Raw genomic sequence first — 25,628 nt, forward strand, 5'->3', positions numbered from 1 at the left:
CTGTGAACGCTCACAAGTGGTTGAACTTTTTGCTTTCCCGGTCCGTATCCCGTTCTGCCGGCACAAAACGTCCCCTAGTCGTGAGGTTCGAATATGTCGAGAGCGCATGCACGACCCCAGCGAAGCAAGCGGGTGCTCGTGGCCGGGGTCGCCGTCGCCGCAACGCTGACAGCGGTGACCGCGGCCGTCGCCTTCGCGGGCGGGGAGACCACCACCGGCGCGATCGCATGTCCGCAGCCCGTCGTCCCGGCGGTGCCGGCCGCGGCGCAGGCCGAGGTCCAGCGCGAGCTCGCCAACCTCGACAAGCAGATCGCGGAGGCCAACAACCGGCTGCGCACGTCGGCAGGCGAAGGCGGGCCGAACTTCGTGCAGAACGCGATTCTCGGCCCGTTGGCGAGCAAGCGGGTCGCGGCGCTGAACCGCATCGAGACCGCCATCGGCCGGGTCGCCGCGAAGCCGGAGGGGCTGGAGAGGTTCGCGACCTGCGGACTTGGTCAGGCACCCGCCGTGTCCGCGCCGCCGACGACGTCGAAACCGGCGTCGACGGGCACGAACACCGGTACCGGATCGGCGGCCGGGCAGGCCATCGAATGCCCGCTGCCGGTGGTGCAGAACGTGCCGGCGGCCGCGCGCGCCGAGGTCGATCGCGAGCTCGCCAACCTCGGCAAGCAGCTGGCGGAGGCGAACGAGCGGCTGCGCACGTCGGCCGGTCAGGGCGGGCCGAACTTCGTGCAGAACGCGATCCTGGGCCCGTTGGCAGGCAAGCGCGCCTCGGCGCTGGATCGCATCGCGATCGCCATCGGCCGCGTGGGCACGCGGCCTCAGGGACTGGAGCGCTTCGCCACCTGCACGCTCAAGTAACTCTCCTCGGGGTTCGAGCGTGCGGGCCCGTCTCCTCGGGGGCGAGCGTTCCAAGGGGGCCTGCCGGACGGACGCGCCTCCGTCCGGCAGGACCTTGACGCGCGAGTAGGTTCTCGATAGATGTTAGCGTGAACATCGCGCGTTCAACGGAGAACCGATGACCAGACTTCTTGCTCTGCTTGCCGTTTCGGCGCTGTCGCTGGCCACCGCGGTCCCCGCCGTGGCCGCCGTCGACACCGTCACGGTGAGACCGGATCCGACCTATCAGCAGGAGCCGTTCCAGGGCTGGGGCACGAGCCTGGTGTGGTTCGCCAACGCCACGGGCGACTATCCGGACGAGATCCGCAACCAGCTGGCGGAGCTGCTGTTCGGTGAGGACGGGCTGAACCTCAACATCGCGCGGTACAACATCGGCGGCGGCAACGCCCCGGACGTGCCGCAGTACCTGCGGGCGGGTGCCGCGGTCCCGGGGTGGTGGAAGGCGCCGGCCGGCACCACCCGCGCAGACACCGACTGGTGGAAGCCTGGCGACGCGCGCTTCTTCGACACCGCGGCGGATCCGCGTCAGCGGTGGTGGGTCGACCGGATCAAGAAGGACGTGACCCGCTGGGAGTCCTTCAGCAACTCGCCGCCGTGGTTCCAGACGGTGAGCGGGTACGTCTCCGGCGGCTTCGACCCGAACGCGGACCAGCTGCGGGAGGACCGGATCGGCGACTTCGCCGCCTACCTCGCCCAGACCACCGCGGAGCTGGAACGGGCCCACGGCATCAAGTTCGCCACGGTCGACCCGTTCAACGAGCCCAACACCTCCTACTGGCGCACGACGCTCGGCCCGGACGGCAACCCGACGGGCGGCCGCCAGGAGGGCGCGCACATCGGGCCCGCCCTGCAGGCGAAGGTGGTGCCCGCGATGGCGGAGGCGTTGCGCGCCAACCGGCTCAAGGCCACCGTCTCCGCGCCGGACGAGACCAACCCCGGCATCTTCGCCGCCGACTGGGCGGGCTATCCCGCCTCGGTGCGCACGCAGGTCGGCCAGTTGAACGTGCACACCTACGGCACGGGACGCCGCACGTCCGCCCGCGACATCGCCAAGGGCGCCGGCAAGCCGTTGTGGATGAGCGAGGTCGACGGGCACTGGGGCTCCGGTCAGAGCTTCACCAGCATGGACCCCGGTCTCGGCATCGCGGAGCGCGTGATCGACGACCTGCGCGAGCTGGAACCGCGCGCGTGGCTGCTGTGGCAGGCCGTCGAGGACTACAACAACATGAAGCCCGGTGCCGAGTCCGCGGACGGCATGAACTGGGGCGTCATCCAGATCCCGTTCGACTGCAAGGCCCAGGACACGCTGGCGACCTGCCCGGCGCGCGTCAACACGAAGTTCCACGCGCTGCGCAACTTCACGCACTTCGTGAAGCCCGGTGATCGCCTGGTGAAGGTCAACACCACGACCGACGTGGCGGCGGTGCGCAACACCGAGCTGAAGTCGTTGGTGCACCTGAACAAGACCGATCAGGCGCAGTCCGTGACGCTGGACCTGTCGGCGTTCGGGTCGGTGCGGCAGAACGCTTCCGTACGTCCAGTTGTGACGGACCAGTACGGCGCGTTGGTGAAGGGTGCGGCCGTGCGGGTCAAGGATCGCAGGGCGACCCTTTCCGTGCCGGCGAAGTCGGTCGTCACGTTCGAGGTGAGCGGTGTCAGCGGCGTCAACCGCGAGGCGGCGCTGGGCGGGCAGTACCGGCTCACCGGGGCGCAGAGCGGCAAGTCGCTCGCGCCGTCGGGCACCTCGCTCGTCCAGCGCACCACCGACGCGACCGCGGCCGACCAGGTGTGGCGCGTGGAGCGCCGATCCGGAGGCTACGACAACCGCGCGCAGTTCTCCGTGGTCAACGCCGCCACGGGTCAGCGGATCGCGGCGGCCGGTGGCAACGTCGTGCTGACTTCGTCCGACGGCCCGGCCGCGAGATGGGTGCTCTCGTCCACCGGGGACGGCACGTGGACCTTCGTCAACCAGGAGAACGGAAGTCTGCTCGACGTGGTCGGCGAGTCGCGTGAGGACGGTGCCAGAATTGGTTTGTACCAAGCGACTTCCGGTGCCAATCAGCGTTGGTCGGCGACCGCCGTTCCGAGCAGGTAGTCCACTCCGAACGGTCGATTGAGCCGGGCCCGTGACCCTCTAGGGTAGTTGAGGGTTCAACGACAATTGGGGTAACGGTGTCGCGCAAGCTTTGGCTCGTGGTTCTGGTCCTGCTCACCGGAGCCTGCACGGCAGGGCCGCCGTCGACGGCGCCGTCCACCCGGACGCCCTGGAAACCGCCCACCCTCCTCAACGAGGAGGCGCGGTATGAGGGCGTGCTGCACTTCGTGCGTGACGTGATCGACGGCCGGACCGTCGAACTGGCGGACGGCACGAAGGCCCGCATCGCGCAGCTGGCGGCACCCCCGCCCTGCTGGGCGGACGGCGCGTTGTCCTTTGCCAGGACGACACTGCTGGCCAGCGCCGTCCGCATCAGTCCCGTCGTCTCCGGCGACGTGAACCTGGTGCTGGAGGACGGCACCGACTACGCGTTGCTCGCGGTGCGTCAGGGCGTGCTGCGGGCGGAGGGGGTCGACGGCGGCGCGTTGCTCTCGGCGGAGTCCGAGGCGGCCGGTGCCGACAGGGGCCTGTGGGGACCACCGTGTGACGGTCTCGACGCGGCCCCGCCCCCGGCCGCCACCACGGGTCTGCCGGCACCGGGCACGACCGCGGTGCGGCCGCCACCGGCTCCGGCCATCACGACCACGACGCCACCCCGTCCCGCGCCCACGACCACGCCGCCGAAGCCTCCCGCGCGGACGTGCGCGGTCGCCTACCGCATCTCCGGTCAGTGGCCGGGTGGCTTCCAGGCGAATGTGAGCGTGCGCAACACCGGATCCACGTCCGTCAACGGCTGGACGCTGCGGTGGAGTTTCGCGAACGGGCAGACCGTCACCGACATGTGGAACGCGAGGGCGCGGCAGTCCGGTGCGACCGTCGACGCCGCTAACGCCGACTACAACCCGCAGATTCAGCCGGGCGGTTCGGTGTCGATCGGATTCAACGGAACGGTCCGCGCCGGGAACTCCGCTCCCGGCGCTTTCACGCTCAACGGCCAATCCTGTTCGGTCGAGTGATCACGCGCTCTCCCGCACGACGAGTGCGGAGGGGTAGAACGTCGCCCCGGAGGTGTCGCGGCGGTCGAGGACTGCCTGTGCCGCGGCGGCGGCGATGTCCTCCACCGGGTGCGTGCTCGTCGTGAGCGCCGGACGGCTGAGCCCGGCGAACGCGATGTCGTCGAACCCGGCGACGGCCACGTCCCCCGGCACCCGCACGCCCAGCGCGTGAAGTCCGTCGAGGACACCCAGCGCGGTGAGGTCGCTGAGCGCGAACACCGCGTCGGTGTCCGGCCACCGCGCCATGATCTCGACGGCCGCCTCGGCACCTCGCGCGGCCGTGAAATCGCCCGGTACGACCCTGGGCTCGCCGCCGCTGTCGTGCAACACCTTCCGGTACGCCTCGACGGCGCGGTCGCCGCAGGGCAACCAGGCCGGACCGGTGACCATCGCGATCCGGCGCCGGCCCGTGCGCACGAGGTGGCGCACGACGCCGTCGGTTCCGGCGCGGTTGTCGACGTCGAACGACGGCACGTGCCGCGTCCCGACCCCGACCGCGGCGACCCGTCCGCGCAGCTCCCGAGGCACGGTCTCCAGCGCCGGCCGCGTCGGGTTCACCACCACGAGGCCCCCGAGCCCGCGGCCGTCGGCGAGGCGGGCGAGTGAGCCGGGGTCGTGCAGGGGCAACCAGTGCAGCGAGACGCCGACCTCGCGCTCGGCGGCGACGTGCGCCGCCGACGTCAGGACGCGGCCCACGTACGGGTCGTCGAGCACGGCGGCGGTGTGGCCGATGACCGCGATCGCGAGGCGCGTGCCCGTGCGGGTGACCAGCGCGCGGGCGGAGGCGTCCGGTACGTATCCCAGCGCGGCCACGGCGGCTGTGACACTGTCCCGTGAGCGTTGTGATGCCGGGCCCTGCCCGGTGATGACCCGCGAGGCGGTGGCCCGGGACACGCCTGCGGCCCGTGCCACGTCGTCGAGCGTCGCGGTGTGTACTCCCGTCATCTCAGCAGTATTGCGGTGGAAGCGCTTCCATGTGTGGGGTAAGTACTTCAGTATCGAGAAAGGGAGGGACCGGGATGTCCGTCACGGTGCCGCGCAGTCAGGTCCGAGCCGCCGCAGCGGGGGTCGCGGTGACCTTCGGACTCAACGGAGTGGCGGTGGCGACCTGGTTCGCCCGCGTGCCCGCCGCCCGTGACGCGCTGGGCCTGACGCCGGGCGCGCTGGGGTTGCTGCTGCTGTCGATGTCCGTGGGCGCGTGCCTGGCGATGCTCACCGCGGGCGAGGTCACGCACCGGCTCAGGCCGAAGCGGACGGTGAGCCTGTCGGCCGTGACGGTCGCGCTGGGACTCGCGGTGGCGGGCGTCGGCATCGGCGCCTACCCGTCGCCGGTGGTGACGGCGATCGGGATCTTCGTGCTCGGCTACGGCTCGGGGTTGTGCGACGTGGCGATGAACGTCGAGGCCGCGGAGGTGGAACGCGCTCTCGGCAAGACGGTGATGCCGCGCTTCCACGCCATGTGGAGCCTCGGCACGGTGGCCGCCGCCGGCCTGGCGTCGTTCGCGGCGTGGGCGGTCCTGCCCGTGACCGCGCACCTGGCCGTGGTGGCCGTGATCGTCGCCGGCGGCACGCTGGTCGCCGCGCGCACGTACCGCCTGGCCGCCGAGGCCGAGCAGGGCAGCAGCAGCGGGGTCATGGCGGCGTGGCGGGAACCGCGCACGTTGCTGATCGGGTTGCTGGTGCTCGTGTTGGCGTTCACAGAGGGCACCGCGAACGACTGGGTGGCGGTGGCGTTCATCGACGGTTACGAGGCCGACCCGGCGCTGGGTGCCCTGGTGTTCGGCGTGTTCGTCACGACGATGACGTTCGGCCGGATCTTCGGCACCATCGCGCTGGACCGCTGGGGCCGCGTCCCGGCGGTGGTCCTCTCGATGCTGCTGGCCGCCTCCGGCGTGACGCTGGCGGTGTTCGCCGGGTCGTTCGGGCTGGCGGTCGCCGGCGTGGCCGTCTGGGGACTCGGGACCGCGCTGGGCTTCCCGGTGGGAATGAGCGCGGCCGCCGACGATCCCGAGCGCGCGGCGGCACGGGTCAGCGTCGTCGCGGTGATCGGCTACACCGCGTTCCTGGCGGGGCCGCCGCTCGTCGGGCTGCTCGGCAACCAACTGGGGGTGTTGCGGGCCTTGCTGGTCGTGCCGTTCCTGCTGTTGCCCGCTCTGGTGCTGGTGCCCTCGCTGCGGCAGGTCAAGCACGGAGGCTCGTAACTCGCCGGCGTCGTCGGGCGATAGCTCCGGCACGTGCCCGGATGAGTCGGCACCGCGGCATCGGCGATCGGAGCTGTGCGGATGAGTCTGACCGAGTTGAGCGGCGACCAGCTCCGTCGCACGCCGAGAAGCTCGCGATGAGCACCTCGGATCTCGTCGAGCCGTCGCCTGCGGGACGGATGGGCAAGGCGGCGGAGCATCTGGTGGCGGCGACGTGCATCTTGGCTTCGCGCGGCAAACTCAACGTCGCCACTCCGCTGGTCGACGACGAGGGCATCGATCTCTTGTTCAACGGTGCCGGGACCGAGGCGATCCTGGCGGTGCAGGTCAAAGCGCGGATGTCGACCAGCAAGCGCCTGCGGTCCGACACGTTCGTGGCGTTCGTCGGCACCAAGACCTTCCGGCCGCGACTGGCGCTGGACCTCTTGTTCGTGGCCGTCGATGTGGACCGTGGCGCGATCATCGCCGCATGGCTGGTTCCGAGTGTCATCTTCGCCGAGCTGGCAACGGAGTCGGTCACTCAGGGACGGTTCCGCTTCTACGCCTCGATGAAGGACGGCAGCCGTGATCGCTGGCAGGCGCACCGGCTCACTCCAGAGGAACTGGCGCCGCGGCTGATGGCGCGGCTGCGCGAGTTGGACGGCACCCCGAGCGCCAAGAATTGATCAACCGCTGATCCAGCGCTTCGAACAATCGACGGTATTCGATTCGAAGAATCGTCGAACGCCGTGCCGAATCGTCGAATGAATTCACTTCGTTGACGCGTGCCGGAAGCATTCGTAATACTCGGTTCACGATCGTGGACCTTGTTCAAGAATGTGAATCCTCCTTTCCGAAGGGTATTCCGTCATGCGGCTTTTCGTTGGCGCGCTGGTTCTGGCCTGCGCGACCGCCGGGGTGGTGAGCCCTTCGGCGCACGCCGGTCACGACCCGGCGCGGCAGGTGCTGCCCGCGGGGGACGGCTGGGCGTCGGCCGGGCCGGGCACCACCGGGGGAGCGGCGGCGCCCGCCGCTCACGTGCACGAGGTGCGCACGCGGGCTGAGCTCGTCGCGGCGCTGGCCTCTCCGGGTCCGCGGATCATCAAGGTCAGGGGCGTGATCGACGCGAACACCGGCGACGACGGGAAACCGTTGCGGTGTGAGGACTACGCGACCGACGGCTACACGCTGGCGGGCTATCTCGCGGCGTACGACCCGGCGGTCTGGGGATGGGAGCGCGAACCGGAAGGGGCGCTGGAGGACGCGCGGGTCGCGTCGGCGAAGAAGCAGGAAGCGGTCATCGGGCTGAACGTCCAGGCGGACACGACGATCGTCGGAGTCGGCCGTGGCGCCGGCATCACCGGTGGCAGCCTGCGGATCCACGGCGTGCGCAACGTGATCGTGCGCGACCTGACCTTCCGCGACACCCGTGACTGCTTCCCGCAGTGGGATCCCAACGACAACAGCCCCGCCTCTCCTCCCGGCAACTGGAACTCGCTCTACGACTCGGTCTCGCTGCAGCGGTCCGAGAACGTGTGGGTCGACCACAGCACGTTCACCGACGAGCCGAACGTCGACAGCACCCAGCCGCTCCACTTCGGACGGCCGTACCAGGTGCACGACGGCCAGCTCGACATCACGAACGGGTCCGACCTCGTCACCGTGTCCCGCAACGTCTTCGCCGAGCACGGCAAGACCATGCTGATCGGCTCGTCGAACAGCTCCACGACCGATCCGGGCAAGCTGCGGGTCTCGTTGCACCACAACGTCTTCCGCGACGTGCTGGAACGGGCGCCGCGCGTGCGGTTCGGCCAGGTGCACGTCTACAACAACCTGTACGAAGGCGCGCAGACGTACAGCTGGGGTGTCGGCGTCAAGTCCCAGATCTACGCGCAGAACAACTTCGTCAAGGGCATCGCGCCGCAGGAGGTCGTCTACAACTGGGGCGGCACGGCGATCACCGACACCGGCAACCTGGTGGACGGCAGGCCGGTCAGCCTGGTGAACGCTCACAACGCGGCGTTCCCGGACAAGGCCCTCGGTACGGACGCCGGATGGACGCCGACGCTGAACCGCGGTCTCGAACCCGCGCACCGGGTCAGGCACCTCCAGGCGGGCGCGCCACCGGCGGGCAACCACCTGGTGGTGGGCCAGGGTTTCGCCACCGTGCAGGCCGCGATCGACGCGGCGCCGGCCGGAGGCGTGATCACCCTGCCGAAGGGCGTGTACCGGGAGGTCGTCAAGATCCCGGCCACCAAGCAGAACCTCACGCTGCGGGGCGCCACCGGACGCGCCCAGGACGTGGTGATCGACTTCGACAACGCCAGCGGCACCAAGAAGCCCGACGGCACCACGTACGGCACGACCGGCAGTGCCACCGCCACCATCGCGGCCAACGGCTTCACCGCCCGCGACGTCACGTTCCGCAACTCCTTCGACCGCAAGCAGCATCCGGAGATCACGGCCACGCAGGCCGTCGCGGTCAAGGCCACCGGCGATCGAATGCTGTTCGACCGGGTGCGCTTCGAAGGCCACCAGGACACCCTGTACGCCGACACCCCGGACGTGGCCACGCGGTCGCGGCAGTACTACCGGGACTGCGCGATCACCGGCGACGTCGACTTCCTCTTCGGCCGGGCCACAGCGGTCTTCGAACGGGCGACGATCACCGCGCTGAACCGCGGCGGCGACCCCAACGGCTACGTGACCGCCGCCAGCACCCGCAAGGACAACCCGCACGGCTTCCTGATCGTCAACTCGAAGATCCTCAGCGACGCCCCGGCCGGCACGTACTTCCTCGGCAGGCCGTGGCACCCCGGCGGTGACCCCGACGCGATCGCCCAGGTCGTCGTCCGCGACACCGCGCTGCCCGCCGCGATCAAGGCCGCGCCGTGGACCGACATGTCCGGATTCCCCTGGCGTGGCGCGAGGTTCGCGGAGTACCGCAACACCGGCCCCGGCGCGGGCACCGGAACAGATCGCCCGCAGCTCACCGCCGAGCAGGCACGACTGCACACGAAGGACGCCTACCTGAGCGGGTGGAACCCCGCGTGAAAACCCGCACGTGGGCGCCGTACGCCCTGATCGCCCCGACGCTCGCGCTGATGGCGGTGTTCCTGGTCTACCCGATCGCCAGCGTCGGGTGGTTCAGCCTGCGCCAGCACACCGTCACCCAGCCCTGGAAGAACGGCTTCATCGGGTTCGAGAACTTCCGGCGGATGCTGTTCGAGGACCAGCTGTTCTGGCAGAGCCTCACGTTCAGCGCCAAGTGGGTCGCCGTCGAAGTGGGACTGCAACTGGTGCTGGGGCTCGTTCTCGCACTGATCGTCAACGAGACGTTCGTCGGCCGTGCGCTCGCCAGGTCCCTGGTGTTCTCGCCGTGGGCGGTGTCCGGGGTGCTCACCACCGGCATCTGGATCCTGCTCTACAACCCGTCGACGGGGATCTTCCAGCAACTCGCCCAGTGGGGCATCGGCGATCCCGGCACGTCGGTGCTCGGCGATCCGGCGACCGTGTTCCCCGCGACCGTCGTCACCGAACTGTGGCGCGGCGTGCCGTTCTTCGCGATCCTGCTGCTCGCCGACCTGCAGACCATCCCGAACGACCTGTACGAGGCCGCGTCCGTCGACGGCGCCGGGCGATGGCGCCGGTTCGTCAGCGTCACGCTGCCGCACCTGCGGGACGCGATCGTGCTGTCCACCCTGCTGCGCGCGGTGTGGGAGTTCAACAACGTCGACCTCATCTACACGCTCACCGGCGGCGGACCGGCGAACCAGACCACCACGCTGCCCCTCTACGTCGCGCGCAAGGCCGTGGACTCGCACGACTTCGGCTACGGATCCGCGCTGACGATGGCCGGCTTCGTGATCCTGCTGTTCTTCTCCATCCTCTACCTGAGGCTGTCCAAGTTCGGGAGCCGGGCATGACCCAGACGCTCACCCGCCCGGCCACGGTCCTGCAACCGCCGCCGGCACCGCCTCGACGCAAGCGGCACCGCGATCCGAGCCGGTACTTCCGGCTGCACCTGCCGCTGGTGCTCTACCTGTTGTTCACGCTCATCCCGTTCTACTGGATGCTCGTCTTCGCCTTCAGGCCGACGGGACAGACCGCGCTCGTGCCGTGGCCGATCACGTTCGAGCACTTCGACACCGTGTGGAACGGCATCGGCTTCGGGCTCTTCTTCCAGAACAGCCTGATCATCGGGGTCGGCACGCTGGTCGTGGTCACCGTGTTCGCGCTCATGGGCGGCTACGCGCTGGCGCGCTTCAAGTTCCGCGGCCAGCGGGTGTTCCTGCTGGCGTTGCTGTGCACGCAGTTCATCCCCGGCGCGATGATGCTGATCCCGTTGTTCGTGATCTTCAAGTCCGCCGGGCTGCTGAACAGCCTCACCGGCCTGGTGATCGCGGACACCGCGTTCCAGCTGCCACTCGCGCTGATCCTGATGAGCGGGTTCGTGCGCAACGTCCCGGTCGAGCTCGAGGAGGCCGCGATGGTCGACGGCTGCTCGCGGCTGCGCGCGTTCTTCGCGGTGACGCTGCCGCAACTCAAGCCCGCGATCGTGGCCGTCGGATCGTTCGCGTTCATCGGTGCCTGGAACAACTTCCTGTTCGCGCTGATGTTCGCGAGCAGACAGGACAAGTTCACGCTGCCGGTCGGGCTCAGCTACGCGCTGGGGGAGTTCAACACCGACTTCGGGGCGCTCGCGGCGGGCGGCGTCGTCGCCGCGGTGCCGGTCGTGCTGGTTTTCGCCGTGGTGCAACGGTTCCTGGTGCAGGGACTCAGCGCAGGCGCGGTCAAAGGATGAGGGAGACATGAGAAGACTGCTGGTCGCGCTGGCACTGGTGCTGAGCGCGTGTTCCGCTGGACAGGACGGGCCCACGACGATCACGTTCTGGGACAACAACGGCGGCCCCGGCCGCACCCCCATCTACCAGGAGCTGATCAAGCGGTTCGAGGCGGCGAACCCGGACGTCAAGGTCGAGTACGTCGGCATTCCCAGTGCGTCGGTGCAGCAGAAGTACGACACCGCCATCGCCGGCGGGTCCACTCCGGACGTCGGCGGCGTCACGACGTCCTACCTCGCGCACCTCATCGGCCAGGACGCGCTCGAACCGGCCGACGACCGGGTCGAGAACGGTGCGCTGAAGGGAAAGCTGCTGAACGGCCTGCTGGAGACCGTGCGGCAGACCGCGCCCGACGGCAAGCTCTACGCGGTTCCGGCGTCGGGCAACATGGACATCATCTGGTACCGGTCGGACCGGTTCGAGGAAGCCAAGATCGCGGAACCGTCCACCTGGGACGATCTGACCAAGGCCGCCACCCAGCTGACGAAGCCGGCGGACAACCAGTACGGCTTCACGATTCGCGGTGGTGCCGGGTCGGTCTTCCAGCTGTTGTCCGAGGCCTACTCCTACTCCGCTGTCGACAAGTTCTACGACGGCGGCAAGAGCACGGTCGCGGACCCGCGCAACGCCGAGCTCGTGCGCAAGGTGGCTGAGCTGTACAAGAAGGCCACGCCCGAGGCCGACGTGAACAACAGCTACACGCAGATGGTCGCGCAGTTCACCGGCGGCACGGTGGCGATGATGCACCACAACCTCGGCTCGACCGCGGACGTGATGAAGGCGCTCGGCCCGGAACGCGTCGCCGCGATGCCGTTGCCGAAGGGGCCGTCCGGCAAGCGCACGGTGGTGCCGAACCCGACCGACGGCTTCGCGGTCTTCAAGGGCGGCAAGAACCGGGAGGCGTCCTGGAAGTTCGTCGAGTTCCTGACGTCGGCCGAGAGCAACGGCTACTGGAACGAGAAGGTCGGCCAGATCCCGGCGAACACCGACGTGCGCGGTGCCGAGTGGATCCAGAAGAACCCGGCTGTGAAGATGGCGCTCGGGGTGCTGGAGGACCCGGCGACCGTGCTCGTGCCCGCGCCGGTCTACCTGCCCGAGTACTCCTCGATCACCAAGACCGACACCGAACCGCTGTACCAGAAGGTGTTGCTGGGACAGATGTCCGCGCAGGAGTTCCTCGACCAGCTCGCGGCGAAGCTCACCACCGCCCAGCAGGACTGGGAGAAGCGCAAATGATCGAACGGGTGGTCGTGCGCACGTTCACAACCACCGCGGCCACGTCCGTCGATCCGGAGGGGCATCGCCATCCGGCGCCCGAGCACGAGGTGACCGAGGCGCTGCTGGAGATCACCGACGCCGACGGCGCCACCGGGTACTGCCAGGTGCAGCCGGACCAGCTGCGGCCCGCGGTGCTGGACAAGCACGTGCGGCCGGTGCTGCTGGGCCAGGACCCGTGGGACCGCGAACGGCTGTGGCGGCTGCTCGCTCGGCGGCAGCGGGGCGCGCACGGCGGGTTCACCGACCGTGCGCTCGGGTTCGTCGACCAGGCGCTGTGGGACCTCGTCGCACGCAAGGCGGGGCTCCCGGCGTGGAAGATCGCCGGGGGCGCCCGCGACCGGATCCCGGCCTACGCCAGCACGATGTGCGGCGACACGGACGGCCTCGCGACACCGGGCGACTACGCGGACTTCGCGAAGCACCTCGTGTCGGTGGGCTACCGGGCGATCAAGCTGCACACGTGGATGCCGCCGGTGCCCGGCGCGCCCAGCGTCTCCCGTGACGTCGAGGCGTGCCAGGCGGTGCGGGACGCGGTGGGGCCGGACGTGGCGCTGATGCTCGACGCGAGCCACTGGTACTCGCGGACCGAGGCGCTGCGGCTCGGCAGGGCGTTGCAGGAGCTGGACTTCTACTGGTTCGAGGAGCCGATGGAGGAGGCGTCGATCAGCTCCTACCGGTGGCTGGCCGAGCAGCTCGACATCCCGGTGATCGGCCCGGAGGTGGCGTGGGGCAAGCACCTCACCCGCGCCGAGTGGATCGCCGCCGGGGCCTGCGACATCCTGCGGGCGGGCCCCGCGGGCAGCGGCGGCATCACGCCGGTGCTCAAGACCGTGCACCTCGCGGAGTCGTTCAACATGGACTGCGAGATCCACGGCAACGGGTCGGGCAGCCTCACCGTGCTCGGGGCGACCGACGCCGGCCGGTGGTACGAACGCGGTCTGCTGCACCCGCACGTCGACTTCGACCGCGTCCCGCCGCACCGGAACGCCATCGCCGATCCGCTGGACGAGAACGGGTGCGTGTCGCTGCCGGTGATTCCCGGAATTGGCGACGACTGGGATTTCGAACACATCGGAGTTCACACTCTTGAAGTGTGGTGAGAAATGCCCCGGCCGGTGGCCGGGGCATTTCCTCTAGCGGTAGGTGAGGTCCGAGGACTTGAACAGGCAGTTCGTGCTGTCCGCCCCGGTGCCGATTTTCTTCGGTTCGCCGCTCGTGACGCCCTGGTACTTGTCGCAGATCGCGATCTTCTTGCTGCTGTCCCCGACGATGGTGATCTTCGAGAACCGCGCGGTGTCGCCGTAGTTCGTGTTGATGCCGACCAGCGACTTGCCCGGCGAGAACGCGGTGATGTTCTCCAGCACGACGTGCCGCTTGTGCCGCAGTTGCCGCAGGACCGGTAGAGCTTGCCGAAGTCGTCCACCTGGAAGTTGCGGATGATCATCGTGCCCGGCCCGTTGTGCTGGAAGACCTTGTCCGACGCCTTGCGCGCGCCACCGCCGCTGATGGTCATGGTCTGCGACGACGACGTGCCCTTGAACGTGGCCGCGTCCTCGCCGACGTCCTCCCACCACACGTTGCTGAGCGTGCAGGTGCCGAGGCAGTGGACCCCGTCCGCGGCCGGCGCGCCGAGCACGACGTTCTTCAGCGTCGCGCCGTCGGCCAGCTGGAAGATCGGGCCCTGGTCCTCGTTCTGGCCGCCGGAGCCGAGGCTGCCGGTGCCGTAGAACCGCTGCATGCCGCCGTCGTAGCCGCTCGACCCGACCTTGATGGTCGTGCCGACCGGTTTCGACCCGGACGGCGTCGGGAAGGTGCTGCCGGAGGCTTGGGCCTGAGGTGCGAGAAACGCGGCCAATGCCGCGGCCAACACCAATGGTGCGAGTTTCTTCATGTGCGCTCCGCTTGCAGGGGGATATGCGGCGATAATTCGATGGTAGGGAGAGGATCTTTCCTGTCAACTTCTTTCGATTGTTCGAATCGAATATCTTCGAATTGGTTGACCGCTGCGGCGCGCGCTGGTTGTGTGAGTTGTACCGCCGCTCACCAATTGGAAGGCATGGAATGATTCCAAAGCGTGCAGCATTGATTTCCGCAGTAGCGCTGGTCGCCGGCGCTGTTGCAGTTCCCCAGGCCGCGGCAGCCCCGTTCGGGCTGGTCGGCTGGGCAACCCAGGGCGGTGGCACGACCGGTGGCGGTAGCGCTTCGCCGGTCACGGTCACCACGGCGTCCGCGTTCGTCGCGGCCGCGAAGTCGACGAGCGCGGCGGTGATCCGGGTCTCCGGCACCATCTCGCTGTCGAGCATGACGAAGGTCGCCTCGAACAAGACAATCGAGGGTGTCGGCTCGTCGTCGACGATCATCGGGCAGGGCCTGAACATCGCCAACGCCTCGAACGTGATCGTGCGCAACCTCAACTTCGCCAACTGGGGTGACGACGCGGTCAACGTGCAGTACTCCACCCGCGTGTGGATCGACCACAACACCTTCTCCAACGGCTACGACGGTGCGGTCGACGTCAAGCGGGCCTCGGACTACGTCACGGTGTCCTGGAACAAGTTCACCAGTCACAACAAGACGATGCTGCTGGGCCACAGCGACGACAACGGCTCGGAGGATCGCGGCAAGCTCCGGGTGACCTACCACCACAACTGGTTCGCCGGCACGCAGCAGCGCCACCCGCGCGTGCGGTTCGGCAACCCGGTGCACGTCTACAACAACTATTACGGCGGTGTGACCGACTACGGCGTCGCGTCGACCGTCGAGGCCGGGGTCCTGGTCGAAGGCAACTACTTCGAGAACACCGAGGACCCGTTCCACCGCGGTGAGGGCAGTTCACCCGGTGGCTCGCTGGTGGCGCGCAGCAACCACTTCGTCAACTCGGGAACGGGCGATCAGGGCGGCTCGGTCAAGAGCATTCCCTACTCGTACCCGCTGGACGGCGCGAGCAGCGTGAAGAGCGTGGTCACGGCCGGTGCGGGAGCCGGGCGCGGCTGACGAGACCAGGGGGCGCCCGAAGTGGCGTGGGCGCCCCCACCCTTCGTCTGGGACCGCTCCCAGAATTCCACTCGAAGGGAGCAGTAAGAGGAACCGGCAGACGAATTGCCTTTGCACCGCAAGGACCAAACCCCAGTGCCCTTCGGTGGATCGTCGACTGCACCGGCGGCCAGTTGGCCGATGTGGTCCACGTTACAGTGCCGTGAACTCTGGGAGCGCTCCCAGTTGTCGAGAGGGCGGCGGCATGACTCGACGAACAGTGGCGTTGGTGGCTGCGGCGGTGGTGTTGATCGGCGGCGTTCCCGCCGTCGCGGCACCGCTCGCGGTGGCCTGCACCGTCACTTATCAGATCACCAACGAGTGGAACACCGGATTCGGCGCTGCTGTGTCGATCCGCAACGACGGGGAGGCGCTCAACGGCTGGAACCTGACCTGGACGTTCCCGGACGGCCAGCGCGTCACGCAGGGCTGGAGCGGCAACTTCACGCAGACCGGCGCGGTGGTGAGCGTGACCAACCCGGCCTGGGCGCCGAGTCTGCCCTCGGGCGGCACCGCGCAGGTGGGCTTCAACGGCAGCAAGGGCTCGACGAACCGGCCACCGACGGACTTCGCCGTGAACGGCGTGTCCTGCACCGGCCCCAACCAGGCACCGTCCGTGGCACTGACGGCGCCGACCACGGGCAGCAGCTACACGCTGCCCGCGCAGATCCCGCTGGCGGCGACCGCGCAGGACACCGACGGAACGGTGGCCAAGGTCGACTTCTACGCCGGTGACACGCTGATCGCGACCGACACCAGTTCGCCGTACACCGGCACGTGGACGTCGGCGCCGGCCGGTGATCACAGCATCACGGCACGGGCCACGGACAACCGCGGCGCCACCACGACCTCGGCACCCGCCGCGGTCAAGGTCCTGTCCGGACCGGCGGTGGTGGCCTCGCCGAGCACGGTCTCGGTCAAGCAGGGGCAGACGGGGACGTTCGACGTCTCCCTGGCCACGGCACCGAGCCAGCCGGTCACGGTCACGATCGCCCGCAGCGGCAGCTCCGACCTGACCGCGAGCCCGACGACGCTCACGTTCTCCGGCACCGCGAAGCAGACGGTCACGGTGACGTCGGCGAACAACGGCGGCTCGCTCGGGACCGCGACGTTCACCGCGTCGGCCACCGGGTACAGCCCGGCGAGCGTCACGGTCAACGAGATCGATCCGTCCACATCGGACTTCAACAAGGCGTTCCTCGACCAGTACAACAAGATCAAGGACCCGGCGAGCGGCTACTTCCGCAAGTTCGGCGACCTGCTCGTGCCGTACCACTCGGTCGAGACGCTGATGGTGGAGGCACCGGACCACGGTCACCAGACCACGTCCGAGGCGTTCAGCTACTACCTGTGGCTGGAAGCGAGCTACGGCCGCGTCACCGGTGACTGGGCGCCGTTCAAGTCCGCGTTCGCGTCGATGGAGAAGTTCATCATCCCGGCGAAGGCCGACCAGCCGACCAACGACAAGTACGACCCGTCGAAGCCGGCGACCTACGCGCCCGAGCACCCGAGGATGGACGCCTACCCGTCGACGCTGGACGGCACCGTTCCGGTGGGTCAGGACCCGATCGCGGCGGAACTGAAGTCCGCGTACGGCAACTCGGACGTCTACGGCATGCACTGGCTGATCGACGTCGACAACACCTACGGCTTCGGCAAGTGCGGTGACGGCACGACGGCGCCCGCGTACATCAACACCTACCAGCGCGGCTCGTCGGAGTCGGTGTGGGAGACCATCCCGCAACCCTCGTGCGACACGTTCAAGCACGGTGGCCCCAACGGCTTCCTGGACCTGTTCACCAAGGACTCCTCCTACGCCAAGCAGTGGAAGTACACCAACGCGCCGGACGCGGACGCCCGCGTGGTGCAGGTGGCGCTGCTCGCCCAGCAGTGGGCGACGGCGCAGGGCAAGGCCGGCGACATCTCGTCCGAGATCGGCAAGTCCGCGAAGATGGGCGACTACCTGCGGTACGCCATGTTCGACAAGTACTTCAAGCGCATCGGCAACTGCACCAGCCCCTCGTCGTGCCCCGGCGCGACGGGCAAGAACAGCGCGCACTACCTGATGTCCTGGTACTACGCGTGGGGCGGCGCGACCGACACGTCCGCGGGCTGGGCGTGGCGCATCGGTGACGGTGCCTCGCACCAGGGCTACCAGAACCCGTTGGCGGCGTACGCGTTGTCGAACGTGGCCGCGCTCAAGCCGTTGTCCGCCAGCGGACAGCAGGACTGGGCGACGAGCCTGAGCCGGCAACTCGAGATGCTGCAGTGGCTGCAGTCGGCCGACGGTGGTCTGGCCGGTGGCGTCACGAACAGCTGGGAGGGGCAGTACGCCTCGCCTCCGTCGGGCACGCCGACGTTCTACGGCATGTACTACGACGCCCACCCGGTGTGGCGCGACCCGCCGAGCAACCGGTGGTTCGGCTTCCAGGTGTGGGGGATCGAGCGGACGGCGGCGCTGTACCGGCTGACCGGGGACGCGCGCGCCAAGAAGATCCTCGACAAGTGGGTGCCTTGGGCGATCGCGAACACCACGACCGGCACGAACTTCCAGATCCCCTCGGACCTCGAGTGGTCGGGAGCCCCGGACACGTGGAACGCCACCAACCCCGGCTCGAACGCGAACCTGCGGGTCCGCGTGCTCAACCACAGCCAGGACGTCGGCGTGACGGCGTCGTTCGCCAAGGTGCTGCTCAACTACGCGGCGAGGTCGGGCAACGCCCAGGCCAAGACCACGGGTGAGTCGTTGCTGACGTCGTTGCTGTCGCACCAGGACAGCCTCGGCATCGCGGTGCCGGAGACCCGCACGGACTACAACCGGTTCGACGACGTCTACAACACCAGCACGCGCGAAGGCCCGTACGTGCCGAGCGGCTGGACCGGCAAGATGCCGAACGGTGACCAGATCGGGCAGGGCTCGTCGTTCCTGTCGATGCGGTCGATGTTCCGCAACGACCCGCAGTGGCCGAAGGTCCAGTCCTATCTGGACGGTGGACCGGCACCGACGTTCACCTATCACCGATTCTGGGCGCAAGCCGAGATCGCCACGGCGTTCTCCCTGCACGCCGAGATCTACGGGTGAGGAGTCCCGAGATGAGGAAACGCATAGCGCTCCTGACAGTCGCGGTCGCGGTCGGTGCCGTTCTGGTGCAGACCGGCGGCACGGCGGTCGCGCACGGGTCGATGGTCTGGCCCGGCAGCCGCACCTATCTCTGCTACGAGGACGGTCGCGCCGGCAGTGGCGGCGGCGACATCCAGCCCACCAACCCGGCGTGCGTCGCCGCGGTGGCCCAGGGCGGGAAGCAACCGTTGTGGGACTGGTTCGGCAACCTGATCAGCAACGCCGCCGGACGCCACCGGGAGATCATCCCCGACGGCAACCTGTGCGGTCCCACCACGAAGTACGCCGCCTACAACCTCACCCGCTCCGACTGGCCGTCGACGCAGGTGCAGGCGAACAGCACGGTCACGTTGCGGTACAACGCATGGGCGCCGCACCCCGGCACCTGGGAGCAGTACGTCACCAAGGACGGCTTCGACGTGACGAAGCCGCTCAAGTGGTCCGACCTCGAGTCGACGCCGTTCAACTCGGTGACGAACCCGCCGCTGGCGAACGGCGAGTACGCCTGGCAGGCCCGGCTGCCCAACAAGTCCGGCCGGCACGTCATCTACTCGCTCTGGCAGCGTTCGGACAGCCCCGAGGCGTTCTACAGCTGTTCGGACGTCGTGTTCGGCGGAGGCACCGGCACGCCCGACACCACCGCGCCGTCGGCACCCGGCACCCCTGTCGCGTCCAGCGTCACCAGCAGCTCGGTGAAACTGGACTGGAGTGCGTCGACGGACAACATCGGCGTGACGGGCTACCGGGTCTACAACGGCAGCCAGGTGGTCGCGACCTCCGCGACCAACTCGGTGACCGTCACCGGTCTGACCGCGGACACCCAGTACTCGCTGACGGTGGTCGCGACGGACTCGGCGGGCAACGCGTCAACGGCGTCGTCGGCCGTGGCGGTCAGAACATCGAGTGGTGGCAGCACCGGTTCCTGTTCGGTCGCGTACACGCGGCCGAGCACGTGGAACGGCGGATTCACCGCGAACGTGACGGTGTCGAACAGCGGCACCAGCGCGATCAGCGCGTGGCAGCTCGTGTGGGCTTTCCCTTCGGGACAACAGCTCTCGCAGGCCTGGTCGTCGACGGTCACCGTCGCGAGCGGGCAGGCGACCGCGAAGGGCGTGTCGTACAACGCGGACATCCCGGCCGGAGGTTCGGTCACGTTCGGGTTCAACGCCACGACGACGTCCACACCGGCTGATCCGACGTCCTTCACGCTCAACGGATCCGCGTGCGCCATCCGGTGATGAGGGCCCTGGTCGCCCTCCTGGTGGTGGGTTCGGTCGCGTTCGCCCTCCTCGTAGGACGCGCCGAACCCACCCCTGACCTCAGCAGGGGCGTCGACGGCGTCGCCGAGTGGCTGCACGAGCTGACCGACGAGTGCGCGAGCGTCGAGCGGGACGACGACTTCACCGGCTTCGCAGGTCCGGTGCGGTCGAAGGTCTACGCCCCGTTCATCGCGGAGTGGGGGACCTGCGCCAAGCAGCCGTACGAACGGCTGGGGCTGCTGATCCTGCGGCCGGGCCTCGAACAGGCCTGGCTGGCCGCGCTCGCGAGCGGCGAGGTCCGGGGCGACCCGGACCTCGCGTTCGGGGACGGGTTCGCGCTCACCGGCTCGATCGGCATGGAGTACCTCGGCCTGAAAAGACTTGAGTGCACGCCCACCGCGTGTTCGCTCATGGAGATCAAGCACCATTGACAGACAGGAGATCCGGAGCAATGAAGCTCAACGGACAGAGGCGGTGGGCCGCGGCGGGAGTCGTGGTCGCCACCACCGCGGCGACGATCGCGGTGGCGCTGACCGCACCACCCGCGGGCGCCGCACCCGGTTGCCGTGTCGACTACACGGCTAACGCCTGGGGTGGCGGTGGTTTCGGTGCCGCGGTGAAGATCACCAATCTCGGCGACGCCGTGACGGGCGGCTGGACGCTGAAGTTCGCGTTGCCCGGCAGCCAGCGCGTGGCGCAGGGCTGGAGTGCGAACTGGACGCAGTCGGGCGCCAACGTGACGGCGACGAGCATGTCGTGGAACGGGAGCCTGGGCACCAACGCGTCCATCGACATCGGCTTCAACGGTTCCGGCGCCGCCAGCGGTGACGTGAACCCGACGACGTTCACCTTGAACGGCACGGTGTGCACCGGTGCGCCGACGACCACCACCACGACGACCACCACGACCACCACGACCACGAGCGGCAACCCGAACCCCGGCACCCGCGTCGACAACGCCTATGTGGGCGCGAAGCAGTACATCAACCCGGACTGGGCGGCCAAGGCGAACGCCGAGCCGGGCGGTAGCCGGGTCGCGAACCAGCCGACCGCCGTGTGGCTCGACCGCATCGCGGCGATCGCCGGGACGGCCGACTCCCGCGGCCTGGTCGGGCACCTGGACGAGGCGGTGCGCCAGGCGGCGGGCTCACCGCTCGTCATCCAGCTGGTGATCTACAACCTGCCCGGTCGTGACTGCTCGGCGCTCGCCTCCAACGGTGAGCTCAAGGCGACGGAGATCGACCGCTACAAGTCGGAGTACATCGACCCGATCGCGTCGATCCTGGCCAGGCCGGCGTACTCCGGCCTGCGGATCGTCACGACGGTGGAGATCGACTCGCTGCCGAACCTGATCACCAACGTCTCCCCGCGCCCGACCGCTGTGGCGGCGTGCGACACGATGAAGTCGAACGGCAACTACGTCACCGGTGTCGGCTACGCGCTCGCGAAGCTGGGTGCCGTGCCGAACGTCTACAACTACCTGGACATCGGCCACCACGGCTGGATCGGCTGGGACGACAACTTCGGTGCCACCGCCGAACTGCTGTTCCAGGCGGCGAACGCCTCCGGCAGCACCAAGGCGAACGTCCAGGGCTTCATCGCCAACACCGCGAACTACGGCGCGTTGAAGGAGCCCTACTTCAAGATCGAGGACTCGGTGAACGGCACCTCCGTGCGCCAGTCGAAGTGGGTGGACTGGAACCGCTACGTCGACGAGCTGTCCTACGCGCAGGCGTTCCGGCAGCGGGCCGTGCAGGCGGGCTTCGACGCCAACGTCGGCATGCTGATCGACACCAGCCGCAACGGCTGGGGCGGCAGCGCCCGACCGACGGGCCCCGGCCCGACGACCAGCGTCGACGCGTACGTCAACGGCGGCAAGCTGGACCGCCGCATCCACCTCGGCAACTGGTGCAACCAGTCGGGTGCGGGCCTGGGTGAGCGCCCGAAGGCGGCACCGGAGTCGGGCATCGACGCGTACGTGTGGGTGAAGCCCCCGGGCGAGTCCGACGGCGCGAGCGAGGAGATCCCGAACAACGAGGGCAAGGGCTTCGACCGGATGTGCGACCCGACCTACACCGGGAACGTGCGCAACGGCAACAACATGTCGGGATCGCTGGGGAACGCCCCGCTTTCCGGCAAGTGGTTCTCCGCCCAGTTCCAGGAGCTCATGCGCAACGCCTACCCGGCGCTGTGAGCAACTGGATGTGAACGTGCCCATGCGGCCGGCCCTGTCGTTCGGGGCCGCGCCGTGTGGGCGCGCTCTTCCTACCTGCTCTCGTTTTCTGTCGGGCAAGTTTCCAGACAGTGCTGAATTCGTCTGGACCACCCGAATTGCGCAATGTTAACGCACACATAACCCTTGATGTCATCAGAAGGTGCTCCCTATGGTGTCGACACGCTCACTGAGCGCAAGCGCGAAAGGAGGCTGTGTGGTCACCATCGCGGACGTCGCAAGGCACGCCGGGGTAGCCCCGAGCACGGTCTCCTACGTCCTCACGGGCAAGCGGTCGATCTCCGCGGACACGAAGTCGAGAGTCCGCGAGAGCATCAGGGCGCTGGGCTACCAGCCGCACGCCTCCGACCGCACGATGTCGGCGGGCCGGACCAACGTGATCGGGCTGGTGCTCCCGCTGCGGGCGGGCACGCACCTGCCCGCGGTGATGCGCTTCGTCACGGCGGCGGTGACGACAGCGCGCAGGTACGACATGGACCTGTTGCTCATGACCGCGGACGACGGCGCGGCGGGCCTGCGCCGTGCCGCGAACAGCGCCCAGGTCGACGGGTTCCTCGTGATGGACGTGGAGATGGACGACGACCGCGTGCCGCTGCTGCGGCAGCTGTCCAAACCGTCCGTCCTCATCGGACATCCGGCGGCGGCGCGCGGACTCACCTGCGTGGACCTGGACTTCGAGGCCGCCGGCGCGAAGTGCGTCGACCACCTCGCCGACCTGGGTCACCGCTCCATAGGCTTCCTCGGCGCGCCGAGCGCCGTCTACCGGCGCAGCACCGGCTTCGCCCACCGCACCATGAACGGGTTCAGCGCGGCCGCCATGCGCAGGGGAGTCGCCGCGACGGCACTGGCCGTCGAGGGCGACCACGACTCGGTGCTCAGGGCGACCAAGGCCCTGATCCGCGCACACCCGTCGATGACGGCGCTCGTCGTGCACAACGAGGCGGCGCTCGGCTGGATCACCACCTGCCTGCGCGCGGCCGGCCGGCAGGTACCGGGTGACGTGGCGGTGGTCGCGATCTGCCCGGACGAGCTGGCCGAGCAGACCTCGCCGCTGCTCACCTCGGTGCGCCTGCCTGCGGAGGAGCTCGGCAGGCACGCCGTCGACCTGCTCGTCGCCAAGCTGGAGGGCAAGCAGCCGCCACCGCTGATGTTGTTGCCGCCCAGGCTGTCCCGCCGGGCGAGCACCCCGGACCAGGCCGCGCACCGCGGCACGGCCTGACCGGCTCGGACCGGCGACGCCGGGACAGCGTCCGCGCGTGTGGACTTGCGGCGCGCACACGCGGATGTTCCCGGCGGTCGCCCTGGAGGAGTGCGCGATCTGTGTAATCGCGCACTCCTCCTCCCTTTAGGCTCACCGGGTGGAACTGGCAGAGGCTTTGACACAGCGGGTGGTCGTGCTCGACGGCGGCATGTCGACGGCGCTGGAACTCGCCGGGCACGACCTGTCCGACTCGTTGTGGTCGGCGCGGTTGCTGCTCACCGATCCGGACGCCGTGCGCGCCGCGCATCTCGCCTACTTCCTGGCGGGTGCCGAGGTCGCGATCACCGCGAGCTACCAGGCGAGCTTCGCCGGTTTCGCGCGGCGCGGGATCAGCGAGAGCGAGACGGCGCGCCTGCTGCGGTCCAGCGTCGCGCTCGCCCGCTCCGCCGCGTCCGAAGTGGACGGACCGCGCTGGTTGGCGGCGTCCGTCGGGCCGTACGGGGCGGTGCTGGCGGACGGGTCGGAGTACCGCGGCCGTTACGGGCTGAGCCGGCAGGAGCTGGCCGACTTCCACCGCCCGCGCCTCGAGGAGCTGTGCGCCGCCGGGCCGGACGTGCTCGCGATCGAGACCATCCCGGACGTCGACGAGGCCGAGGCCGTGCTGGAGGTGGTGCGCGGCAGCGGCGTGCCGGCCTGGCTCTCCTACAGCGTGCGAGGTGACCGGACGTGCGCCGGGCAGCCGTTGGAGGAGGCGTTCGCGGTCGTCGCGGGGGTCGGCGAGGTGATCGCCGTCGGCGTGAACTGCTGCGCGCCGGAGGACGTGGCGGTCGCGGTCGCCGTGGCCCGTGAGGTGACCGGGCTGCCGGTGGTGGTCTACCCGAACAGCGGGGAGCAGTGGGACGCGCGAGAGAGGTCCTGGACGGGCGACGGGACCGGTTTCGCCGCGCTGGCGGGGGAGTGGGCCGACGGTGGCGCGCGGATGGTGGGCGGGTGCTGCCGGACCGGGCCGGACGCGATCGCCGTTCTGGCGGAGAGTCTTGCCACGAGGTCGTGACAGGCGAACGGCCTGCCGGCCCCCGTCCGGCCGGCAGGCCGTCGCGCTTACTGCGGGTGGTGGTCAGGCGACTGCGCAGGCGTTCCCGTTGAGGCTGAACGACGCCGGTGCCGTCGCGTCGCCGGTGTGGGTGGCCTGGAAGCCGATGGTGATCGACGAGTTCGGTGCTATTTCAGGGTTGTAGGAGACGTTTCTGGCCGTCACCTGTCCTGAGGAGGGCGAGTAGGTCGCGCTCCACCCGGAGGTGATCGACTGCCCGCCCGGCAGGGTGAAGGCCAGCGTCCACCCGGAGACCGGCGCGGAACCGGTGTTGGCGATGGTGATGTTCGCGGTCAGGCCGGTGTTCCAGGCGTTGACGACGGTGCTCACCCGGCAGGCCGTGCCGCCGGGCGGCGAAGTGGTGGTGGTCGTCGTTGTCGTCGTGGTGGTGGTCGTGGGGCCGCCGCCGGTGAACTGGGTGATGAACGTCCAGGCCTCGCCGGAGGTCCAGGTGCGCCAGCCGTCGCCGCCCGAGTCGATCGGGCCGGGTGTGTGCCCGCCGTCGAACGCCGCCCACACCACGGGGTAGCCCGCCCGGCAACCGCTGTAGGCGGTGACGACGTGCGTCCGGCTGCCCGCGCTCGGCTCGCGCGGGTTCTGCGCCGTGCAGCCGTTGTTGCGCACGAACGTGTCCCGCAGCGCGCGGCCTTGTCCGATGCCCAGGACCGTGTCGCTGATGCCGTGGATGCCCAGGTACCCGACGGGCTGGGTGCCGCCGTCGCAGCCGCTGAGCTGCGCGCCGGAGTAGACGACCACCGCGCGGAACACGGTGGCGCGGGCACAGGCCACCGCGTAGGACATGGCCCCGCCGTAGCTGAAACCACCGGCGAAGCGCTGGGTCGTGTCGATGCACAGCCCCGAGTCGAGCAGTCCGACGAGGTCGTCGACGAACCTGAGGTCCTGGCCGCCGGGGTTCGCCCAGCCGTTGTTGTTGCCCTGCGGGGCGACGAAGATCGTGCCGTTGTTCGCGGCGTCGGAGAGCCTTCGCAGCCCGTAGTAGGACCAGTTGTAGCCGTCACCGCCGCCGGAGTCGACGTCGTTCGCGGTGCCGCCCAGCCAGTGGAAGCCCACGAACAGCCGGTACTGGCGGTTGCTGTCGTAGTTCGGAGGCAACCGCAGGATGTAGGAACGGTTCTGGCCGCCGCTGCTGATGGTGTGCTGGCCGCTCGTCAGCGTCGGTGTCTTGCCGCATCCCGCCGTCGCGGCCGCCGCGCCGGTCTCGCCGGCGGCCGGACCACCGAGGGCGATGCCGGCCGCGCCCAGGAAGACCACGGCGCTCGCGATGGCCGCCGCTGCCACGGACCTGTGTCGATGGAACATCGTCGTCCCTCCGGTC

19 protein-coding genes and 1 pseudogene are annotated in these 25,628 nt (G+C 69.2%); 17 read left to right on the forward strand and 3 right to left on the reverse strand.

Features of this window, described 5'->3' with window-relative positions:
- Positions 1-93 precede the first annotated feature (93 nt).
- From ACH413_RS21075 to ACH413_RS21085, 3 genes are all read left to right on the forward strand, one after another.
- The gene (locus ACH413_RS21075) at positions 94-861 is read left to right on the forward strand and encodes a hypothetical protein (protein ID WP_360035453.1); all 768 of its coding nucleotides are present in this window, start codon (positions 94-96) and stop codon (positions 859-861) included.
- Positions 862-1,018: 157 nt separating this feature from the next.
- Positions 1,019-2,995 (forward strand): RICIN domain-containing protein, encoded by a 1,977-nt coding sequence (locus tag ACH413_RS21080; RefSeq protein WP_360035450.1) that lies wholly within the window; start codon positions 1,019-1,021, stop codon positions 2,993-2,995.
- 77 nt (positions 2,996-3,072) lie between these two features.
- Positions 3,073-4,011 (forward strand): cellulose-binding domain-containing protein, encoded by a 939-nt coding sequence (locus tag ACH413_RS21085; RefSeq protein WP_360035447.1) that lies wholly within the window; start codon positions 3,073-3,075, stop codon positions 4,009-4,011.
- Here ACH413_RS21085 and ACH413_RS21090 read toward each other — a convergent pair whose 3' ends face one another.
- Complete coding sequence (locus ACH413_RS21090) at positions 4,012-4,995, reverse strand: LacI family DNA-binding transcriptional regulator (protein ID WP_360035444.1); 984 nt, start codon at positions 4,993-4,995, stop codon at positions 4,012-4,014. It lies immediately after the preceding gene.
- A 74-nt stretch (positions 4,996-5,069) separates the two neighbouring features.
- On the opposite strand from ACH413_RS21090, the gene ACH413_RS21095 reads away from it, so the two are divergent.
- The 7 genes from ACH413_RS21095 (at position 5,070) to ACH413_RS21125 (ending at position 13,452) form a co-directional block, all read left to right on the forward strand.
- Positions 5,070-6,251: an MFS transporter gene (locus ACH413_RS21095; RefSeq protein ID WP_360035441.1), complete on the forward strand. Its 1,182-nt coding sequence runs from the start codon at positions 5,070-5,072 to the stop codon at positions 6,249-6,251.
- 179 nt (positions 6,252-6,430) lie between these two features.
- Positions 6,431-6,916, forward strand: coding sequence for a hypothetical protein (locus ACH413_RS21100; protein ID WP_360035438.1), 486 nt, complete (start codon positions 6,431-6,433; stop codon positions 6,914-6,916).
- 184 nt (positions 6,917-7,100) lie between these two features.
- Positions 7,101-9,284, forward strand: coding sequence for a pectinesterase family protein (locus ACH413_RS21105; RefSeq protein WP_360035435.1), 2,184 nt, complete (start codon positions 7,101-7,103; stop codon positions 9,282-9,284).
- Positions 9,281-10,156 carry a sugar ABC transporter permease gene (locus ACH413_RS21110; RefSeq protein ID WP_360035432.1) on the forward strand — a complete coding sequence of 292 codons (876 nt, stop codon included), beginning with the start codon at positions 9,281-9,283 and terminating at the stop codon, positions 10,154-10,156. The genes ACH413_RS21105 and ACH413_RS21110 overlap by 4 nt, the downstream gene beginning before the upstream one ends.
- Positions 10,153-11,034, forward strand: coding sequence for a carbohydrate ABC transporter permease (locus ACH413_RS21115; RefSeq protein WP_360035429.1), 882 nt, complete (start codon positions 10,153-10,155; stop codon positions 11,032-11,034). Before ACH413_RS21110 ends, ACH413_RS21115 begins: the two co-directional genes overlap by 4 nt.
- A gap of 7 nt (positions 11,035-11,041) precedes the next feature.
- Entirely contained in the window at positions 11,042-12,310 is a 1,269-nt protein-coding gene (locus tag ACH413_RS21120) for a sugar ABC transporter substrate-binding protein (protein WP_360035426.1), read from the forward strand.
- Positions 12,307-13,452, forward strand: a complete 1,146-nt coding sequence (locus ACH413_RS21125) for an enolase C-terminal domain-like protein (RefSeq protein ID WP_360035423.1) — start codon at positions 12,307-12,309, stop codon at positions 13,450-13,452. The genes ACH413_RS21120 and ACH413_RS21125 overlap by 4 nt, the downstream gene beginning before the upstream one ends.
- Positions 13,453-13,485: 33 nt before the next feature.
- Here ACH413_RS21125 and ACH413_RS21130 read toward each other — a convergent pair.
- Positions 13,486-14,243 (reverse strand): annotated as a pseudogene (locus tag ACH413_RS21130) (pectate lyase).
- A gap of 191 nt (positions 14,244-14,434) precedes the next feature.
- On the opposite strand from ACH413_RS21130, the gene ACH413_RS21135 reads away from it, so the two are divergent.
- The 7 genes from ACH413_RS21135 to mmuM all read left to right on the forward strand — a co-directional run bounded on the left by ACH413_RS21135 (position 14,435) and on the right by mmuM (position 24,253).
- Positions 14,435-15,346: a right-handed parallel beta-helix repeat-containing protein gene (locus tag ACH413_RS21135; RefSeq protein WP_360035420.1), complete on the forward strand. Its 912-nt coding sequence runs from the start codon at positions 14,435-14,437 to the stop codon at positions 15,344-15,346.
- 244 nt (positions 15,347-15,590) lie between these two features.
- On the forward strand, positions 15,591-18,467 hold the full coding sequence (locus ACH413_RS21140; RefSeq protein WP_360035417.1) for a glycoside hydrolase family 48 protein: 2,877 nt from the start codon (positions 15,591-15,593) through the stop codon (positions 18,465-18,467).
- Between the two features lie 11 nt (positions 18,468-18,478).
- The gene (locus tag ACH413_RS21145) at positions 18,479-19,744 is read left to right on the forward strand and encodes a lytic polysaccharide monooxygenase (RefSeq protein WP_360035414.1); all 1,266 of its coding nucleotides are present in this window, start codon (positions 18,479-18,481) and stop codon (positions 19,742-19,744) included.
- Positions 19,744-20,196, forward strand: coding sequence for a hypothetical protein (locus ACH413_RS21150; protein ID WP_360035412.1), 453 nt, complete (start codon positions 19,744-19,746; stop codon positions 20,194-20,196). The genes ACH413_RS21145 and ACH413_RS21150 overlap by 1 nt, the downstream gene beginning before the upstream one ends.
- Before the next feature lie 20 nt (positions 20,197-20,216).
- The gene (locus ACH413_RS21155; RefSeq protein ID WP_360035409.1) at positions 20,217-21,959 is read left to right on the forward strand and encodes a glycoside hydrolase family 6 protein; all 1,743 of its coding nucleotides are present in this window, start codon (positions 20,217-20,219) and stop codon (positions 21,957-21,959) included.
- Between the two features lie 235 nt (positions 21,960-22,194).
- The gene (locus ACH413_RS21160) at positions 22,195-23,217 is read left to right on the forward strand and encodes a LacI family DNA-binding transcriptional regulator (protein WP_360035406.1); all 1,023 of its coding nucleotides are present in this window, start codon (positions 22,195-22,197) and stop codon (positions 23,215-23,217) included.
- Positions 23,218-23,407: 190 nt separating this feature from the next.
- Positions 23,408-24,253 carry a homocysteine S-methyltransferase gene (gene mmuM, locus ACH413_RS21165; RefSeq protein WP_396425127.1) on the forward strand — a complete coding sequence of 282 codons (846 nt, stop codon included), beginning with the start codon at positions 23,408-23,410 and terminating at the stop codon, positions 24,251-24,253.
- A gap of 63 nt (positions 24,254-24,316) precedes the next feature.
- Here the strand turns inward: mmuM and ACH413_RS21170 are convergent, their stop codons facing one another.
- Positions 24,317-25,612, reverse strand: coding sequence for a cellulose binding domain-containing protein (locus tag ACH413_RS21170; protein ID WP_360035400.1), 1,296 nt, complete (start codon positions 25,610-25,612; stop codon positions 24,317-24,319).
- Between the last annotated feature and the right edge of the window lie 16 nt (positions 25,613-25,628).

It is taken from the genome of Lentzea sp. NPDC020367 (assembly GCF_044387305.1).
Classification (GTDB): domain Bacteria; phylum Actinomycetota; class Actinomycetes; order Mycobacteriales; family Pseudonocardiaceae; genus Lentzea.

Excerpts from the sequence above, each read along its gene's own strand:
- ACH413_RS21140 (WP_360035417.1), top strand. The coding sequence starts at position 15,591 with ATGACTCGACGAACAGTGGCGTTGGTGGCTGCGGCGGTGGTGTTGATC.
- mmuM (WP_396425127.1), top strand. The coding sequence starts at position 23,408 with ATGTCGACGGCGCTGGAACTCGCCGGGCACGACCTGTCCGACTCGTTG.
- ACH413_RS21100 (WP_360035438.1), top strand. The coding sequence starts at position 6,431 with ATGGGCAAGGCGGCGGAGCATCTGGTGGCGGCGACGTGCATCTTGGCT.
- ACH413_RS21115 (WP_360035429.1), top strand. The coding sequence starts at position 10,153 with ATGACCCAGACGCTCACCCGCCCGGCCACGGTCCTGCAACCGCCGCCG.
- ACH413_RS21080 (WP_360035450.1), top strand. The coding sequence starts at position 1,019 with ATGACCAGACTTCTTGCTCTGCTTGCCGTTTCGGCGCTGTCGCTGGCC.
- ACH413_RS21170 (WP_360035400.1), bottom strand. The coding sequence starts at position 25,612 with ATGTTCCATCGACACAGGTCCGTGGCAGCGGCGGCCATCGCGAGCGCC.
- ACH413_RS21090 (WP_360035444.1), bottom strand. The coding sequence starts at position 4,995 with ATGACGGGAGTACACACCGCGACGCTCGACGACGTGGCACGGGCCGCA.
- ACH413_RS21155 (WP_360035409.1), top strand. The coding sequence starts at position 20,217 with ATGAAGCTCAACGGACAGAGGCGGTGGGCCGCGGCGGGAGTCGTGGTC.
- ACH413_RS21095 (WP_360035441.1), top strand. The coding sequence starts at position 5,070 with ATGTCCGTCACGGTGCCGCGCAGTCAGGTCCGAGCCGCCGCAGCGGGG.
- ACH413_RS21075 (WP_360035453.1), top strand. The coding sequence starts at position 94 with ATGTCGAGAGCGCATGCACGACCCCAGCGAAGCAAGCGGGTGCTCGTG.
- ACH413_RS21105 (WP_360035435.1), top strand. The coding sequence starts at position 7,101 with ATGCGGCTTTTCGTTGGCGCGCTGGTTCTGGCCTGCGCGACCGCCGGG.
- ACH413_RS21150 (WP_360035412.1), top strand. The coding sequence starts at position 19,744 with ATGAGGGCCCTGGTCGCCCTCCTGGTGGTGGGTTCGGTCGCGTTCGCC.
- ACH413_RS21145 (WP_360035414.1), top strand. The coding sequence starts at position 18,479 with ATGAGGAAACGCATAGCGCTCCTGACAGTCGCGGTCGCGGTCGGTGCC.
- ACH413_RS21125 (WP_360035423.1), top strand. The coding sequence starts at position 12,307 with ATGATCGAACGGGTGGTCGTGCGCACGTTCACAACCACCGCGGCCACG.
- ACH413_RS21120 (WP_360035426.1), top strand. The coding sequence starts at position 11,042 with ATGAGAAGACTGCTGGTCGCGCTGGCACTGGTGCTGAGCGCGTGTTCC.